Here is a 17,021-nt window from a genome sequence, read left to right as displayed (position 1 = left end):
ATGAAGCACTGGGCACCTATAAAGTGCATGAAAACAATGACTTAGAGCTTATTTAAAGGCTGAGCCTATCAAAAACAGCCATCGACTCCACATGAGAAGTGTGCGGAAACATATTGACGATACCAGCGCCACTGAGCGTATAGCCTGCTTGATGGCACAAAATCTCGACATCTCGTGCCAGCGTTTTAGGATTACAAGAGACATAGACAATCCGCTGAGGGAGGAGGTCACTAGACTGTGTATGAAGCTCGGCTAGCGACTTACATATCTCCATCGCGCCTTCGCGCGGTGGGTCCATTAACCAACGCTCTGCTTTTCCCCAGGAGGCAATTGTTTCTGGTGTAGTTAAAAATAAATCGCTTTGCATAAAGCTGGCTTTGTCTGCTAATTGATTGTGCTGCGCATTCGACTGGGCTCTACTCGTTAAGCTTTCAAGACCTTCAATACCTAAAACGTGTATTGCCTGTCTAGCAAGAGGCAATGTGAAATTACCGATTCCGCAAAATAGATCCAGTACGCGATCAGTGGGTTTTACTTCGAGCAAACGAATCGCTCTACTGACTAATGCACGGTTCATCAAATGATTCACCTGCGTAAAGTCAGCTGGTTTGAATGGCATTTCAATTTCAAACTCGGGTAGGCGATAGCAAAGCTTGCCAGTCTCGGGATAAAACGGCGCCACCGTCTCAATCCCCTTAGGCTGTAACCAGATCCAGACTTGGTGCTGATCGGCAAATGCCCTTAGTAAGGACTCGTCCGCTGGCGTTAACGGCTGTAGATTGCGAAACACTAAAGCAGTAACCGGTTTATTTTTCTTGGGGTCATCCGAATCAGGGTCTTCGGGCTCACCAACAGCAATCTCAATTTGCGGCATACGATCGACAATGGAGAGACCCATGACCAATTTACGCATCTCTGGCAACAGATCGGAAACATGCTTGGGCAAAATCTCGCAAGCCAACATATCGGCAACATAGCCACTCTTGCCCTCATGAAATCCAATCAGGACAGTGCCTTTTTTAATGGAACGATTGACGGCACTTAAACGAGCGCGATGACGATATTCCCATGCAGGACCACCCATCGGTCGCAAAATTTCAAGGGGTTTCATTTTGGCAATATGCTGCAAGTCATCTTCGAGAACCCGCTGCTTCATCGCCACTTGCGCCCGAATATCAAGATGCTGCATCGTACAACCACCACACACTCCAAAAGCCGCACACTTAGGTTCTGCTCTAAATACAGCGGGCTTGAGGATCTCGCGTAATTTGGCTTTACTAAAGCGGGCTTTATCGCTAGTAATGGTGTAAGTGACTAGCTCTGTCGGTAACGCACCTTTGATGAAAACGACTTTACCGCTCTGCCCTTGTGCCGCTTCTTCCGCATTCGGGGCTAAGCGGGCAATGCCTTGGGCATCTAAATCGAGCGCTTCAACTCTTACTGGCTCAGTCACTTCAATATTGACTGGCTTATGCCCTCTACGCATCCCCAGAAAAACCTTGGAGATATTCTTGCCATTGACCACCATTAGGCTCTTTAGATTCTTTTTCTAAATAGGCTTTTACAAAGGCGATTTCTTCTTGATATTCCTCTAGAGAGAAACCACCGCGTAATAGTTGGAAGCGACAATACATGAGGTAGGTATTAACTACATCGGTTTCACAATACCGACGGATGTCATTAATCTTACCTTCTTGATAAGCAGGCCAGACCTGACTGCCATCCATGCCCATCTTCCCAGGAAAGCCGCAGAGCTTTGCTAAGCCATCCAAGGGCGCATTGGCTCTACCATTAAATTTAGCCAAGAGATCCATCATGTCGAGATGACGCATGTGATAGCGGCTGATGTAATTGTTCCACTTAAAGTCGCGACTATCAGCTTCTTGACTATCACCCATCTCCCAATAGCGTGGCGCCTGAATGTGATTTGCTAATGCGCGGTAATGCAACACCGGCAAATCAAAACCACTACCATTCCATGACACAAGTTGAGGTGTGTACTTTTCAATCAAATCAAAGAAGGCTTGAACCAAAACTTTTTCATCGTCTTGTGGAGTGCCTAGTGTTCCCACTTTAATTTGAGGGGTGCCCTCTTTTGTGGTTCTGCGAATTACACAAGAGATCGCCACAATCTTTTGCAAAAACAAAGGCAGAAATTCACTACCGGTTTTGGCGGCACGCTCAGCCATCGCTTTTGCAGCGACCTCGGCATCACTCATGCTATCGGGATAGTCTTCTAGACGACGTAAGCCCGCTACATCTGGGATCGTCTCAATATCAAAAACGAGAACTGTGGCCATAGCCGCTTACTGCAAGTAAGGGGTGGGATTCACCGGCTTACCATTTACCCGCAACTCAAAATGCAGCTTGGGAGAATTCGTGTCGGTATCACCCATCTCCGCAATCTTCTGCCCTTTGCGAACATTATCACCCTCTTTCACCAAGAGCTTGCTGTTATGAGCGTAAGCAGTGAGATAAGTATTGTCATGCTTAATGATGATGAGGTTTCCGTAACCACGCAAACTATTGCCGGCATAAACCACATTGCCATCCGATGCCGCCTGAACTGTTTCTCCAACCTTGCCGGCGATATCAATTCCTTTATTTTTGTCACTGAACTCATCAGTCACTTTGCCTTTTGCTGGCCAAGATAATCGAATGCCAGATTCAGCAACCATCTCTGGTTTGCTGGCGGGCACTTTGCTATCGGCTTTAGTAGTATCCGCCTTCTCTGGAGCAATGGTCTTTACTTCAATTGTCTTGCTGGCTTTAGCACTTGCTGGTGGTTTCACCAAAATGAGATCACCCACTTCAATAATGTTTTGATTAAAGCTAGGGTTGGCTGTACTGTTCCACTGCGCTACATCTCGTGGTGCTTGACCATGATCCAAAGCGATTCTGGCTAAGGTATCACCCTTCTTCACACGATAGTAGCCTGGAGGGGTTGGTTCATTAGAAACGGATGATCCAGCACTGCGATCGGTCACGCTTGCTGGTTTTGTACGGGTAGAAGAACAGCCAGTCACCAGCAGCATAGAAGCGCTAATGAGTAATAAAGCGGCTACTTTAGAGAAAGAATGGGGCATTGAGAGAAATAAGCGTTTCATACTACCCCTGATTGTAAGGGGACAAAAAAGACCTCGTCCAGCACAGTCCTTTGATAGCGCTGGGAACTCATTCTTTCAACGAGGACTAGCTGCTGTTCTTTTGCATTTCTGGCCACTGGAGCAACTAAACGGCCACCAATGGCCAATTGATCCAATAAAGCGTCGGGGATGCCGAGCCCGGCAGCTGCCAAAATAATACCGTCAAAGGGAGCGGCTTGGGGCAAGCCCAAGATGCCATCACCATAGATCAGACGCAGATTATTAATACGAAAAGGACGTAACTTTGATCTTGCCATGTCATGCAGCGGGCGAATACGTTCAATTGAATAAACCTCTTCAGAGAGCAAGCTCAACACTGCTGCCTGATAGCCACAGCCCGTGCCAATTTCTAGAACCTTACCTAGGGGTTGTCTAGGCTTGTGCAGTAACTCAATCATGCGCGCTACTACCGATGGCTTAGAGATGGTTTGTTGATGACCAATCGGCAACGCTGAATCTTCGTAAGCTTGAGCATGTAGTCCCGCATCCATGAAAGCATGGCGAGGCACAGTTGCCAGCGCTTCTAAGGTCTTGCCATGCTTAATGCCACCAGCATGCACTTTTGCAGCTAGTGCCTGACGGTAAGCTGCAAAACGTTCTGTTGGAGCCTTCAACCGCGATCCCAACCATTCGCACGCATCGCCGCTAGGCGAGCATGATGCGAGAGATCCAGCTGCATTGGTGTAATAGAGATACAGCCATCAGCGATAGCATGAAAGTCTGTACCCTCTGAATTGTCTTTGACATCTCCTGCTGCCCCAATCCAATAAATCTTTTCACCACGAGGGCTATCTTGCACGACTACCGGTTGTGAATGATGGCGGTTACCTAAGCGAGTGACACGCCAGCGATACAAATCTGCATAAGGACGATTGGGAATGTTAACGTTTAATAGAGTGGCGATACCATCTTGACGAGCCAATTGTGGGCTAGCTAAATTGGAGACCAGCATTTGGGCTACTACATCATGAGCGGCTTTGGCAGCATCATCAATCCGGTTCCAGCCACGATCAATTTGGGAAAATGCAATTCCGGGAACACCAAACATCACACCTTCAACAGCTGCTGCCACCGTACCTGAATACAAAACATCTTCACCCATGTTCTCTCCCTGATTAATACCGGAGATTACTAAGTCGGGTTTTTGCTCCAGGAAGCCCGTCATCGCTACGTGGACGCAATCCGTTGGTGTGCCATTAATAAAGAAAAAGCCATCACGCTCACCGCCAGCAACTCGATGAATCGATAGCGGTCTAGAGAGTGTTAATGAATTCGAGGCCCCACTGTGATTTTGCTCTGGCGCAATCACGGTAATTTTGCCCAAGGGACGAACGGCATTGACTAAGGCAAGCAAGCCAGGCGCTAGATAACCATCATCGTTAGAAACTAAAATATGAACTTGCTTTGACATCATTAAGCAAGTCCTGGTTTATGTTTACCACGAGATCTCATTGCCGCATAAATGACTGGCAATACCAATAAAGTCAAAATCGTAGTGGTCACCATTCCACCCACAATAACCAAGGCTAATGGACGCTGTGCTTCTGAACCAATTGCATGTGAAAGGGCTGCAGGCAGCAAACCTAAGCCGGCCAATAAAGCTGTCATTAATACTGGTCTGACACGTAAAGCTGCACCATCCACCATTGCATCTTTCATCGCACCATGCTCTTCAGCAACAGTTTTATTGATATAAGAAATCAGGATCACACCATCCTGAATCGCAATACCAAATAGCGATAAGAAACCAAATAGCGCAGAGATACTTAAGGTCTCACCACCAAGATGCAAGGCAATAATGCCGCCAATCGCAGCAAATGGCACGTTAATCAAAACAATCACCGCATCACGAATATTTCCTAGGGCGGTAATAAGCAATACAAAGATTGCCAAGAGTGTTAATGGAATAATAACCATGAGCTTTTGTTGGGCAGCCTTCATTTGATTAAATTGCCCATCCCATGCAATGGAATAATTAGCAGGCAGAGCTACATTCTTCTCTACCAAATACTTTGCATCTTCCACCGCGCTACCCAAATCTCGATCTCTTACACTAAAAATCACGGCAATATAGCGCTTGCCCGCTTCACGATAAATAAAGAACGGACCATCAGTAAGCTCAACATTAGCGACCATTCCTAAAGGAACTCGGGCACCAACGGGTGTATCAATCAGTAAATTAGCGATATCAGGAAGGTCATTGCGACTTGTCTCGTTTAAGCGAACTGCAATACCAAATGTTTTTTCATCCTCAAGAAAATTAGACACTGGGGCGCCACCAATAGCATTTGCCACCAGTGTTTTGACATCCGCAACATTTACTCCATACCGCGCAGCTCGATCACGATCAATTTGGATATTCAAGGTTGGCTGACCAAGCTCCTTCAAAATACTTTCATCTTCAATTCCACGTACTTTTTTTAGTTGGTCAATTACTTCATGTGCTTTGGTATTCAGAATTGCCAAATCTGTACCAAAGATCTTGACTGAGTTTTCACCCTTCACTCCCGATAAAGCCTCATTGACGTTATCTTGTATATATTGAGAAAAGCTAAAAGATACACCAGGTATGCGATTGAGCTCACCCTGTAAGCGCTTTAGTAATTCAGCTTTGCTAGAACCCCTCGGCATGAGCTCTGGTGCTTTTAGGTAGAGACCATATTCTTGATTAAAAACACCCGTAGAATCTGTACCGTCATCAGGGCGACCAATCTGTACTGCAACCCGTTCAATTTCAGGCTGTTTTGTAAACGTTTCACGCAGTTGATTTGCAATGCTGATTGAGTAATCTAAATCTACTGTATTCGGCAAGACTACGCGTAACCAAATATTATTTTCTTCTAATGTAGGCAAAAAAGCGGTGCCTAAACGGGTTGCACTAAATAGCGTGACACCTAATACCAAAATAGATATCGTAATTACATGACGAGGATGATCCATTAAGCGTCGAAGTAATGGCTTATAACGCTCCAGCATCCAGGTAATGAACTTTGGCGGCTCGTGGTGGAAATTTTCACCAAACGCATAAGAAATTGAAGCAGGTAGAAAAGTCAGGCTCAATATGATGGAAGCAATCAAAGCAAAGCCCATCGTAAATGCCATTGGCTTGAAAATAATACCTTCTACACCACCCATCAAAAATAATGGGGAGTAAGCCACGATGATGATACTCGTGGAGTACACCATGGCTCTTTGCACTTCAGCGGTCGCCAGAATAATACTTTGGTTTAGGCGTTTTTCCCCCTCTTCTAAATGCCGCATGATATTTTCCGTGATGATCACTGCTGCATCCACAATCACCCCGAAGTCAATTGCCCCCAAAGAAATCAAGTTAGCAGGGACGTTAAAGACATACATCATGATGAAAGAAAAACACAGCGCCAAAGGAATAACAGCTGCCACAACTGCAGCGGCTCTAAAGTTACCCAAGAAGATGTACAAAAGAATTAACACCATGGAAATTCCAAAGAACATGGTGTGCTTGACAGTACCTATAGTAATATCCAATAGGACCTGACGATCATAAAAAGGTTTTACTTCAATACCAGGCGGCAGTACATGCGCGTTTATGGTGGTAATTTTTTCACGAACCCGAGCTAATACTTCTGAGGCGTTCTCACCACGGCGCAAATAAATAATGCCTTCAACTGAATCAGGATTTTCATCGAACTGAAACAAGCCTAAACGAGGTGCATTTCCAATCTCAACAGTAGCTACATCACCGATGCGAACAGGCACACCGTTATTAACGGTAATTACTACTTGCCGAATGTCCTCCAGATTCCTCAGCAACCCTACGCCTCGAACCACGAATTGTTGCTCGCCACTAGGTAATACACCGCCACCAGTATTGTCATTGGCTTTTGATAAGGCATCGATTAACTGAGCAACCGTCACATTTTTAGATTGCAAGCTTTCGGGACGGATAATCACATTGTATTGACGGACTTTTCCACCAAAAGAAGAGACATCTGCAATACCAGGTGTTTGCTTTAACTCTTTGTAGATCTCATAATTTTGTAGGGTCTTTAATCGAGTTGGAGAAGCATAATCTGACTTCACTTGATAGCGAAGAATTTCACCTGTTGCATCTGAATCCGGGCTGACACTAGAGTTAACACCCGGAGGGAATGTCACATTACTCAAATTAGTAATGAAAATTTGGCGCACCTTAAATGGATCCGCATTGTCATTGAACTTTAATGTAACAACAGATAAACCAAAAAGTGATACCGAGCGGAATGCTTTTACACCGGGAATACCAGCCAAAGCATTTTCAACTGGAATGGTGACCTGCTGCTCCACTTCGGTAGTACTTCGTCCGGGCCACTGAGAAATAGCTTGGATAGTTAAGGGCGCCACGCCTGGGTACGGCTGAATAGGTAACTGCTTTAAGCTAAATGTGCCCAGACCCAAAAGCACAAGAGAGGCAAAGAGAATCAGGACGCGTTTGTCTAAAACGCCCCTAAGAAAGTTTGTTACGACACTCAATTACTCCTCCTGCTTTGCGAAGCGATCATTTAGGAGAACAGCGCCGTCAACTAATACTTGCATTCCTGCCTCAACCCCTTCGGTTACCGCGAATTGCTTGCCATCTAAATCATAGCCCTTAACAGCAAAGCGCTTGAAGGTATCCGGGCCAGTTTTAGTAATGACGTAACGCATTTCACGGACGCGCACAATTGCAGATTGAGGAAGCACTACTGCTTGAGAAGAGCCCACCTGTAATTTGCCCAATGCATACATATCTGAACGCAATAGTCCATCAGGATTATTCACATCACAACGAATTACCAGCGCTCTTGTATCTGGATCTATTGTTGGAGCAATATAATTAGCTTTAGCAGTAAAGGTTTTGCCTGGGTAAGCCTCAGTGCGCAGAACAATGGTTTGGCCTTTTTTAATCTTCGCTATATCTTGCTCATAAACATTTCCCAAGAACCAAAGCTCTTTAGGATTAGCCAAAGTTACTAGTACATCACCAGCATTTACTACGGCGCCTGGGTCAACTGCGCGCTTCACTACAACACCCTCCAGTGGTGAGCGCATGACAAGATTGTATTGAGTCCTACCAGTCTGATCCAGATTCCTTATATCGCCATCGCTTGCGCCTAAATTACGCATACGATTAGCCGCTGCCTGCTGCGTAATCTGGGCATCACCCAATAAATCACTCATTGTCTTATTTGCCTCAAGCACTTTAGCTGTTTTGGAAGATAGCAAATACTCTTGCTGAGCTGACAAGAATTCTGGGCTGTATAACTCCACAATAGGTGAGCCTACATCTACTTTGGCTCCATCAAAGGCATAAATATGTTCTACGCGACCAGGTGCTCTTGCGGACAGTAATTTAGATTTTTCAGCATTAAAAGTTAACCGCCCAGGCATGCTTAATTCAACTGGTACCTCTGACTTAACTGCTTCACTAAATACATAGATGGCAGGATTTAAACTCATACCAGGGAGTTTTAACTCCATTGCCCCAGTGTTCTCAATGGTTAATGTCTTTGCCACATTGTCGAACTTCACAGGACGGTTTACGTTTACTATCAAGCCAATCACGATACCGAACATTAATAGCGATACACAGATTAGAGTCAAACGAATACGAACACGTGTCTCAGGCAGAAGGCTCCAATAAGAGTCATGAATCTTGTTGATGTTCGCAGCAACGCGAGCACCCAACTTAGCCTTGAGCCTATGAGCCCCCTCAATGATAGGTTTACACAAATCCTTGAGGCGCTGATAAAGATGATTAAGCTTATCCTTCACAACAACTCCTTAAAAAGGTTCCTTACCAGCGGTAACTAACAATACCGCTTGTGCCTGCAGAAGATTAGCCTCTGCAAGTGCCAATTGCACTTCTAAATTACGTAACTGAGTTTGTGCCGTCAACAGATCGTTAAATCCTTGGCCATTATTTGAGTACTGAACCAAACCGACCTTATAAGCAGCATCCGCTTGAGGTACTTGGCGGTCTTTTAGGAAGTTGGCTGTAGTTTTAGCCTGTTGGTAAGAGGCATAGGCAGAGTTCACAGCCAGGACAATTTGCTGACGATTTGAAATATCACTTGCTTCTGCAGCCGCTTGATTGCGTTGTGCCTGCTCTACTCCGTACTTTTCTTTGGTAAAGAAATACAGAGGTATCACTAAATCTAACTCAAGCTGATAAAACATAGCACCGTTGTTAGCGGCGAATGGACCGCGTGGTGTGTACGAAGATCCAATGACTTGAAAATCTGGCAAGTAGGCCTTCTTAGCAAGAGTCACACCTTTGCGAGCAGCTTCTAATTGCAGCGCTGAACTTTTAAGACTTGGATGGCTAGACTCCGCATAATCCTCTAACTCTACTAGGGTTGGTACACTACTCAAAGCACGGCGTACGTCAGCGCGTAAAACCAGTTTTTCTCTGGCATGACGACCGACTAAGGTATTAATACTTTTAATCGCCACATCAAGTTGACGCTCAGCATTGAACTGATCAGCTTGCGCAGCACTTTGTGCTACTTGGGCGTTGAGGTATTCAACATAAGCTGCAGCGTTATTAGAATATCGCGCCTTAGCGACGTTCTTAATCATTTCCAAACGGATTACTGACTCTCTCAATACCTGTAACTGCTTTTGGGAAGCCAGTGCATTAAAGAATAAGGAGGATAACTGCGCGCCCAATTGCAAATAGGTCGCTTCACTTTGTGCAAGCAGTGCCTCAGCATTAGTATTGGCAATTTCAGAGGCCAAACTCTTCTTACCCGGAAACTGAAATGGTTGCGCAAAAGAAATGGAGTTATTGCTACTGATGCCAGTAGGGTTCTGCGCTGTTGGCGCATTGGCACCACCTAAGCCAAGCGGAGAATTTGGTGGCATGCCTGACCACACTAAACCAACCTGCGGATTGGCTGGAGCAGCAATTTGAGGAACAGTGGCTTTAGCGGATAAATAAGATTCACGCAAAGAAGCTAACTGCGGATTATTTAACTTGAGCTCAGTCCACAGTTGACGCAAATCCATTTCTGAAGGGCCTGATGACGCTGACTTGGTATAAATCTTCGGCGTGTTCGCTGGAGTTGATGGAAGCAAGGACTCTAGCGGCTTACCATTCTTATCCATCACAGGAGTTTGCGCGCCAATTGGAGGCGGCATACCTAAGGTATTACCTTGATCAATCTGAACTAAGACGGCGCCAGATACGGGGGTAGTAGCAATTTCGCCAATTTGGGCAAATGCAGGAAAAGTAGCAGCGCTTGCCGCAAAAGCAAGAATCGCCAATTTGGCAACACTTTTGAGTGGGTTTACTGCACTAGTTTTATATGTGCTGAGAATCAACAAACGCTGCTGCCTCTAAATCAATAAAAATGCTGTTTTTACAGCCCCCGATGCTGATTTGAATCGCTTCCAAGCCTGCTTCAGAGGGTTTTAGGGATTATAGAGTACAAAAGCCAAAAGTCGAATTATTGACAATCGCTATGTTATTGATTCTAAAGATAATAATCAAAACGTTCCGTCATTGAAAGCTTAAAACTCGGCATGAATCCTAAAAGACACGATATTTACCGGTCCACGGGCTGCGTTATAGGCTGGATTGCTGATGTGCTGAAAGTTCAATCCGGCTAGAACGTTTTTTACTAGCGTAGCGTTGTAATAGAGTTCTGCAATTCGTTCCGGACGATAAGTAATCGTCTTGCCTGGGCCAGCATAGTCACCAATGAAATATGACACTCCACCAGATTGCAAATAATTTTTACGGTAACTAGATAAGCCATTTTGCATCATCGAAATACCGATGCTGTCACTAGGACGGCTCCAGCTTGTGCCATTCATTCCCAGGCCAACAGAGATAGAGTTATCCGCCTCAGTGAAAGACATCGTTTCAGTATGACCATCAGAAGTGAATGCACGACCATAGACGCCTAAGTCGTTCGTGATCGCTTGCTCTCCATGCAGACCAACACCGGTTTTATATTGATAATTGGTACGCACATTATTAATCGCTTGTGTACCTTGCGCATTATTGGCATTAATGTAATTAGTAGCATCCTGAAAACGCGCCAGAATCATTTTGTTGCGATAGGCAAGCACACTAACCTTGCCAGGTAAATCAGCGATATTGTGCTGACGCTCAATTTCTACTTGATCACCATAAGTGTTAAAGATCTGCCAATTGAGATCTCGCCCATTAGGGCTCTTCGGGGCTAGCATGCGGGATGCGCGTAACACCCAATGATCCAAGTACCACTCGCCCGCCAAGCCCCAGCTGTAGCCACGGGCATCAGCAGCATAGTCATACGCTAGATAAGTCATATTACCCCAGTTCATGAACTGAACACGAGGGTCTTTAGCGTAACGACTGTCATCAAAAATATCGAGCGTAGAAAACTGACCAGCGGTTACAACCACTCGATTACTACTGACTGTTTGTGTGATTTGATTGGCTTCATTTTCCAAAAGGACTTTATCGCCCTCTTGATTAATCGTTTGGCGTACAAAGGCGCGTGCAGAATAAAACTTCGCCTGCGCGCCACTAGCTTTAGTGGCTTCACCATTAGTAAAGCCACCAAGACCAACTAATCCAGAAAATGGCACTCCAGAAACCACCTCGGGGTTGAAATACACATCTGTATTCGGCGCTAAACGCGCACCAAAGAACAAGGTGCCAGACCAGGTGTAACTCATGGAGTTAAAAGCAGCTAAACTATTTTGACCCGAATAGGATGCGTTGAAATTGTTGTAACGCTGATTGATGTACGTAGTTTGTCCATGCAGATTGACTGGCAAGTCAAACAAAGTTCCTTCGGTTGAAACTCCATCAATTGGGGCAGCAAAGGTGGCAATTTGGTCAGATCCTGACCCTGCCTTTTGCGCAAACGCAGAAGCGCCTAGCAAAGTGCAAATAATGCTCAACAGGAGAGTTAGATATAACTTGCGGGTCATTCACAATTTCTGATTGAGTTGCCGATGCATAACGCAATGACAACATGCCGATAGAAAAAACTGGCAGCTCACAGCTTGAGATTGAAGCCCAAGGGTGGCGCAGACCAAATTATCCCCAAAAAGGAGCAATTTACCTAGTCTTTATGTCGAATTGGTGACGATTTGGGGATGGCATGTGCGGATATACCACTTTGGAGATGAGTGTTTGAGGGCTGTTAGCGCTTCAAATCTCGATAGAAGTTTTCATGAACTCCGTACCCCATCAGCACGAGCTGATTACCATCAAGACTTACGGAATAGGCTAATAACATCTGCTGCTGAAGATGTCTAAATTTAATGACCTGAATGCCCGACAAGTCACCTTTTTTCATTTCCCCTTTAAATGGTTCGGCAATAATGGACTTGACTGCACTATCGAAAGTCTTTTTCTCAGCGGGGGATATTTTCTTGATTGCCCTATCGAATCTAGGGGTTGTTGAAACGATCATCCGAATTTATACGGATTAAGGTTTCCTGCTTTCACCTCTTCAATGCTTACCAACATATCCTGAAGCATTTGAACTGGCAAATCAGGATTCTCCTCCGCTACCTTGCCCAAACGAGCCCAGTACTCAATTTGCTTAGGAACGGACCGATGCATTGCCTGCGCATAAGGCTTTGCATCCTCTACCAGAAGGTCAGATAATTTGATAGCTATAGGCATAACTTATTCCCCTCATGAATAGGTTATAATATAACACAAAAGGTTGCAAAATGCAACTTTTTGGAGAATGGGAAATAAGTGTGATCTAGCGGCGATCCATCAGCGCTCTGGCCAAGGTGCCAGCATCAACGTACTCCAACTCGCCACCGACTGGGATGCCCCTAGCAATGCGAGTGACTTTGATGCCCTTTACCTTGAGTACTTCACCAATGTAATGGGCTGTTGCCTCACCTTCACTAGTGAAGTTCGTAGCAAGCACCACTTCACGAATCGGTACACCAGTGTCTGGACTTTCGATACGTGAGAGAAGTCGATCAAAATGAATTTCATTCGGGCCCATGCCATCCAATGGAGAGATGCGCCCCATCAATACAAAGTAGTTGCCTTTAAAGCTGAGGGTCTGCTCAACCATTACTTGGTCAGCAGGCGTTTCCACAATACAAAGCAATGAAGGATCACGACGCTCATCAGAACAGGTAATACAGATCTGCGTTTCTGAAAAAGTATTACAGCGTGCGCAGTGACCGACGTTCTCCACTGCCTCACCCAAGGACTGAGCAAGTACTGCCGCGCCATTGCGATCATGCTGCAGTAGATAAAAAGCCATGCGTTGTGCAGACTTCGGGCCGACTCCCGGCAATACACGCAGTGCTTCGATCAAACGACCGAGAGCATCTTGAGGTGCTTCATGACGCGCCATTAAATTAACTTAGAAAGGAAGCTTGAAGCCAGGAGGCATGGGCATGCCGGCAGTAGCGCCTGACATCATTTGTGTACTTGCTGCTTCTACTTGTTTGAATGCTTCGGTATATGCCGTGACGATCAAGTCTTCTAACATCTCGCGATCATCCATTGCGCCTGGATCAATTTGCACGCGCTTGAGTTCGTATTTGCCAGAGATCGTGACTTTCACTAGGCCGCCAGCAGCTTGACCTGTAACTTCTAACGCAGCCAACTCCGCTTGCGCAGTTTTCATTTTCTCTTGCATCTGCTGCGCCTGTTTCATGAGGCCAGCAAGTCCACCCTTCATCATCGTATTTTTTCCTTAATGACTATGAATTAATTAAATGATTGATAAATCTGCATGCAATTTAGAGTGGCTTTACAGAACCACCTACTACGGTGGCACCAAACTCTTTTTGCAATTGTTGAATAAAAGGATCAGCGGCAATCATTTGCTCAGCATTCATTCTTTTTTCTTGATGAATCTGTGCATCGACTTTGGCAACGGTCTTGCCTTCGACTTCACCTTTTTCGATCACGATCTTTACTGGCTTACCAAAGTGAGCAGTCAGTGCATCGGCTAAACGGCCAACGGACGCCTCGGATGCTAACTGTGGCATTGGGGTAACAATCGTTGCCTTCACACCAGCAGCCGAATCTGACCAAGCTTGTAATTCTGTTTGAAACGCCAACTGCTGCACCATACCTTTAACTGGCAACTGACGCATCAAAGCATGCCAGTCAGGACGATCTGCAGAACTTGCCACTGCGGCAGGAGCGGAAGCAGCGGGAGCAACGAGTTTCGTTGCTAGTGCAGCTGGAGCAGCTGCTGCAGCTCTAGCGGTTGGTGCTGAAGCTGGTGATGCTGAAGCTGGACGTGCACTAGCTACTGGTGGCGCTGATGGTGCAGTTGCACCCCCTCCACCGCTACCTGGACGAAATGCCAACATTCTTAAGAGCGTCATTGAAAAACCAGTTTGCTCATCCGGAGCAAGTGATAAATCAGGACGGCTCGTAATCGTAATTTGATAGAAGAGTTGTGCTTCTTCTTTGGTTAATTGGGTTGCCAAGCGACGAATCTCGCCCGCTTCTGGCCAGTCGTCTAATACCGACTCTGGAACTACTTGAGCTGATGCAATCTTTTGCAACAAGCTTGAAAGATCTTGCAAGGCTAATGAGAAAGACATGCTGCGCTCACCCATCTCATTGGCAACCGCCAAAAGACTAGCGCCGTCTTTAGCCATCAAGCAATCGAGAATGCGAATGAGATAAGCATCATCTAATGTACCCAGCATGCCGCGTACTGATTCTTCAGTCACTTTGCCAGCAGCATAAGCAATTGCTTGATCGGTTAGGGATAAAGCATCGCGCATAGAACCTTGCGCTGCTTTAGCAAGCACACGCAATGCATTGACTTCGTATTCCACTTTCTCAGCGGCAAGCACCTTTTCTAGATGCTCCACGATGAGGGGCACAGGCATTTGCTTGAGATTGAACTGCAAGCAACGCGACAAAATGGTGACGGGAATCTTTTGGGGATCCGTTGTTGCCAGAATAAATTTGACGTGCTCTGGCGGCTCTTCTAAAGTTTTGAGCATCGCATTAAAGGCGTGATTGGTGAGCATGTGTACCTCATCAATCATGTAAACCTTGTAACGCGCATTGCTAGGAGCGTAAGCTGCTTTTTCTAATAAAGCAGCAATATCATCAACACCGCGATTACTCGCCGCATCCATCTCGATATAGTCAACAAATCGACCTGCATCGATCTCTAAACAGGCTGGACATTTTCCGCAAGGCTCTGAAGTCATCTTACCTTGGCCATCTTCACCAGTGCAATTGAGCGCTTTAGCCATAATGCGGGCAATAGTGGTCTTACCCACTCCACGAGTACCCGTAAAGAGCCAGGCATGGTGCAAACGGCCCTGATCTAAAGCATGGGTTAAGGCTTTAACCACATGGTCTTGACCAACTAATTGGGAGAAAGTTTTAGGGCGCCAAGAGCGGGCCAATGCCAGTGCTGTCATGTCTTACATTCTAACAAGCTAAAATGGAATTGGACGGGCCTCCCCGCATGGTGGGTTGGACAACCTGGTCAGGTCGGGAACGAAGCAGCCAAACCCAATTTCTGCCAGTGCCGGGGGTCGGGCTCGTCCACCCCCACTCTTGATATATAGGCGATTCAGAAGATCTTCAGAATCCTCAATATTCCCCAAATTAGCCAAATAATCAGCAAAACTAGGACGGTTCGCGCGTCTAAGGAAATTCTAAATAGCTGTAGTTGCTTGTGAGAACACTCAATAGAAACTCGCAATCCGAATCCTCCTCTATATGGAAGGATTCAGCGTAGAGCTTTAGATGGTTAATGCCTAGGGATTGGGGATGAACTGCTTGTGGGAAAGGATTGATCCAACATTGTCTTTATTTGCCTGATGCTCGCTTGGCATTAATTATTTTTAGCCTTCAGAGCATCTTCTAGCTGATTGATTTTATTTTGCATTGCGGCCATCTTGGCGTTGAGGGCGCCGACATTTAAGAAAGTTTCATCCGCTACTGGCGCTTTGAGGTTATTGCCCCAGCCTAACCATGCTGAGTCATAGACTTTGACTTTCTTAAAGCCTAAAGTCTTTAAAACGACTGCTGTTTCAGCTGCACGTACGCCACTTTGGCAATAGACAACCGTTTCTTTATCAGGATCAAGATTGGCATATAACTTTTTGAGATCGGTTTGATTTTTAAGTGCCATGCCAGAGTTATCGGAAACTTGCTTTTTGCTCAACTTGATAGCAGTGGTTGGATCTTGCCAGTTATCTTCGAAGGGAATATTAACGGAGTTAGGAATATGACCGCCCCGAATTGCCCGTACGTCCTTGCCTGAAAATTCATCAGGAGTTCTGGCATCAATAATTTGCACGGATTTGGATTGGGCAATCTTAAGCATCTCCTCATTACTAACCACTAATTGAGGCTGCGCCACAAGCACTACTGATGCTGGCGCTAAAGTTTGGCGCTCCTTTTGGATTGGCAAACCGGTTTGCTTCCAGCCATCTATGCCGTCATGGTAAACCTGTGCATTCTTTCCACCAAAATAGTTAATGGTGTACAGGCCAAAATAGGTGTATGGGTTCCCGCGCACACCATAAACCACAATATCCCGATTAACATCTAAGCCAGCATTGTTAAAAAGTTTCTGAATTTGCTCAGTAGAAATATAGTCTTCTTTATTGGGGTCACGCAGCACGCTACCGACCTCACCAATATTGATTGCCCCAGGAATATGACCTTCTAGGTAACTCTTTTCATCACGTACATCCCAAATAATCGCCCCGCGAGCAATTGCCTGTTGCATTTGATCTGTTTGGATGATGGTTGTTTTTTGTTGGGCAAATGCCATGGAATAAATGGATGCCAGAACAATTGTTACTAATAATTTCACGAAAATTCCCTTGGGTTAATGGAGCAAATAATCTATCAATACATTGATTTCTTATATATTACTATCCATTTAAAGATCAATTCAG

Annotated in this window: 14 protein-coding genes, 1 other RNA gene and 1 pseudogene; 1 reads left to right on the top strand and 15 read right to left on the bottom strand. The window is 45.5% G+C overall.

The genetic code is table 11. From position 1 onward, the window contains the following. Positions 1 to 52 precede the first annotated feature (52 nt). The 14 genes and pseudogenes from rlmD to dnaX all read right to left on the bottom strand — a co-directional run bounded on the left by rlmD (position 53) and on the right by dnaX (position 15,527). A complete protein-coding gene (gene rlmD, locus ICN47_RS01045) occupies positions 53 to 1,486 on the bottom strand; it encodes a 23S rRNA (uracil(1939)-C(5))-methyltransferase RlmD (RefSeq protein WP_216218060.1) in 1,434 nt (477 codons plus the stop codon). Then, positions 1,479 to 2,300, bottom strand: coding sequence for a 3'-5' exonuclease (locus ICN47_RS01040; protein WP_216218059.1), 822 nt, complete (start codon positions 2,298 to 2,300; stop codon positions 1,479 to 1,481). Before ICN47_RS01040 ends, rlmD begins: the two co-directional genes overlap by 8 nt. Before the next feature lie 6 nt (positions 2,301 to 2,306). Then, on the bottom strand, positions 2,307 to 3,107 hold the full coding sequence (locus ICN47_RS01035; protein WP_216218058.1) for a peptidoglycan DD-metalloendopeptidase family protein: 801 nt from the start codon (positions 3,105 to 3,107) through the stop codon (positions 2,307 to 2,309). Next, positions 3,104 to 3,727: pseudogene (locus ICN47_RS01030) on the bottom strand (protein-L-isoaspartate(D-aspartate) O-methyltransferase); the annotation flags it as partial. The pseudogene ICN47_RS01030 and the gene ICN47_RS01035, both read right to left, overlap by 4 nt. Positions 3,728 to 3,756: 29 nt before the next feature. Beyond that, positions 3,757 to 4,557, bottom strand: coding sequence for a 5'/3'-nucleotidase SurE (gene surE, locus ICN47_RS01025; RefSeq protein WP_216218282.1), 801 nt, complete (start codon positions 4,555 to 4,557; stop codon positions 3,757 to 3,759). 2 nt (positions 4,558 to 4,559) lie between these two features. After that, entirely contained in the window at positions 4,560 to 7,637 is a 3,078-nt protein-coding gene (locus tag ICN47_RS01020) for an efflux RND transporter permease subunit (RefSeq protein ID WP_216218056.1), read from the bottom strand. Beyond that, complete coding sequence (locus ICN47_RS01015) at positions 7,638 to 8,918, bottom strand: efflux RND transporter periplasmic adaptor subunit (RefSeq protein WP_370626233.1); 1,281 nt, start codon at positions 8,916 to 8,918, stop codon at positions 7,638 to 7,640. It lies immediately after the preceding gene. Positions 8,919 to 8,927: 9 nt separating this feature from the next. Then, on the bottom strand, positions 8,928 to 10,472 hold the full coding sequence (locus ICN47_RS01010) for a TolC family protein (protein WP_216218055.1): 1,545 nt from the start codon (positions 10,470 to 10,472) through the stop codon (positions 8,928 to 8,930). A gap of 186 nt (positions 10,473 to 10,658) precedes the next feature. Next, the gene (locus ICN47_RS01005; protein WP_216218054.1) at positions 10,659 to 12,074 is read right to left on the bottom strand and encodes a carbohydrate porin; all 1,416 of its coding nucleotides are present in this window, start codon (positions 12,072 to 12,074) and stop codon (positions 10,659 to 10,661) included. A gap of 215 nt (positions 12,075 to 12,289) precedes the next feature. Further along, positions 12,290 to 12,562, bottom strand: a complete 273-nt coding sequence (locus tag ICN47_RS01000; protein WP_216218053.1) for a type II toxin-antitoxin system RelE/ParE family toxin — start codon at positions 12,560 to 12,562, stop codon at positions 12,290 to 12,292. After that, a complete protein-coding gene (locus ICN47_RS00995; protein ID WP_216218052.1) occupies positions 12,559 to 12,777 on the bottom strand; it encodes a ParD-like family protein in 219 nt (72 codons plus the stop codon). The genes ICN47_RS01000 and ICN47_RS00995 overlap by 4 nt, the downstream gene beginning before the upstream one ends. 85 nt (positions 12,778 to 12,862) lie before the next feature. Next, complete coding sequence (recR, locus tag ICN47_RS00990) at positions 12,863 to 13,477, bottom strand: recombination mediator RecR (RefSeq protein ID WP_216218051.1); 615 nt, start codon at positions 13,475 to 13,477, stop codon at positions 12,863 to 12,865. Positions 13,478 to 13,486: 9 nt separating this feature from the next. Next, positions 13,487 to 13,810, bottom strand: a complete 324-nt coding sequence (locus ICN47_RS00985; protein WP_216218050.1) for a YbaB/EbfC family nucleoid-associated protein — start codon at positions 13,808 to 13,810, stop codon at positions 13,487 to 13,489. 58 nt (positions 13,811 to 13,868) lie between these two features. Beyond that, positions 13,869 to 15,527 (bottom strand): DNA polymerase III subunit gamma/tau, encoded by a 1,659-nt coding sequence (gene dnaX / locus ICN47_RS00980; protein WP_216218049.1) that lies wholly within the window; start codon positions 15,525 to 15,527, stop codon positions 13,869 to 13,871. Between the two features lie 32 nt (positions 15,528 to 15,559). Here dnaX and ffs point away from each other — a divergent pair. After that, positions 15,560 to 15,658: signal recognition particle sRNA small type (gene ffs, locus ICN47_RS00975), an RNA gene on the top strand. A 288-nt stretch (positions 15,659 to 15,946) separates the two neighbouring features. Here ffs and ICN47_RS00970 read toward each other — a convergent pair. Further along, positions 15,947 to 16,936, bottom strand: coding sequence for a sulfurtransferase (locus ICN47_RS00970; RefSeq protein WP_216218048.1), 990 nt, complete (start codon positions 16,934 to 16,936; stop codon positions 15,947 to 15,949). Between the last annotated feature and the right edge of the window lie 85 nt (positions 16,937 to 17,021).

Source organism: Polynucleobacter sp. AP-Latsch-80-C2 (assembly GCF_018882185.1).
GTDB lineage: Bacteria > Pseudomonadota > Gammaproteobacteria > Burkholderiales > Burkholderiaceae > Polynucleobacter.
This window is presented reverse-complemented; position numbering and strand designations above follow the sequence as displayed.

Coding starts and splice junctions, on each gene's coding strand:
- ICN47_RS01000 (WP_216218053.1), bottom strand. CDS start 12,562: ATGATCGTTTCAACAACCCCTAGATTCGATAGGGCAATCAAGAAAATA.
- ICN47_RS01040 (WP_216218059.1), bottom strand. CDS start 2,300: ATGGCCACAGTTCTCGTTTTTGATATTGAGACGATCCCAGATGTAGCG.
- ICN47_RS00985 (WP_216218050.1), bottom strand. CDS start 13,810: ATGATGAAGGGTGGACTTGCTGGCCTCATGAAACAGGCGCAGCAGATG.
- dnaX (WP_216218049.1), bottom strand. CDS start 15,527: ATGACAGCACTGGCATTGGCCCGCTCTTGGCGCCCTAAAACTTTCTCC.
- ICN47_RS01005 (WP_216218054.1), bottom strand. CDS start 12,074: ATGACCCGCAAGTTATATCTAACTCTCCTGTTGAGCATTATTTGCACT.
- rlmD (WP_216218060.1), bottom strand. CDS start 1,486: ATGCGTAGAGGGCATAAGCCAGTCAATATTGAAGTGACTGAGCCAGTA.
- recR (WP_216218051.1), bottom strand. CDS start 13,477: ATGGCGCGTCATGAAGCACCTCAAGATGCTCTCGGTCGTTTGATCGAA.
- ICN47_RS00995 (WP_216218052.1), bottom strand. CDS start 12,777: ATGCCTATAGCTATCAAATTATCTGACCTTCTGGTAGAGGATGCAAAG.
- ICN47_RS01035 (WP_216218058.1), bottom strand. CDS start 3,107: ATGAAACGCTTATTTCTCTCAATGCCCCATTCTTTCTCTAAAGTAGCC.
- surE (WP_216218282.1), bottom strand. CDS start 4,557: ATGTCAAAGCAAGTTCATATTTTAGTTTCTAACGATGATGGTTATCTA.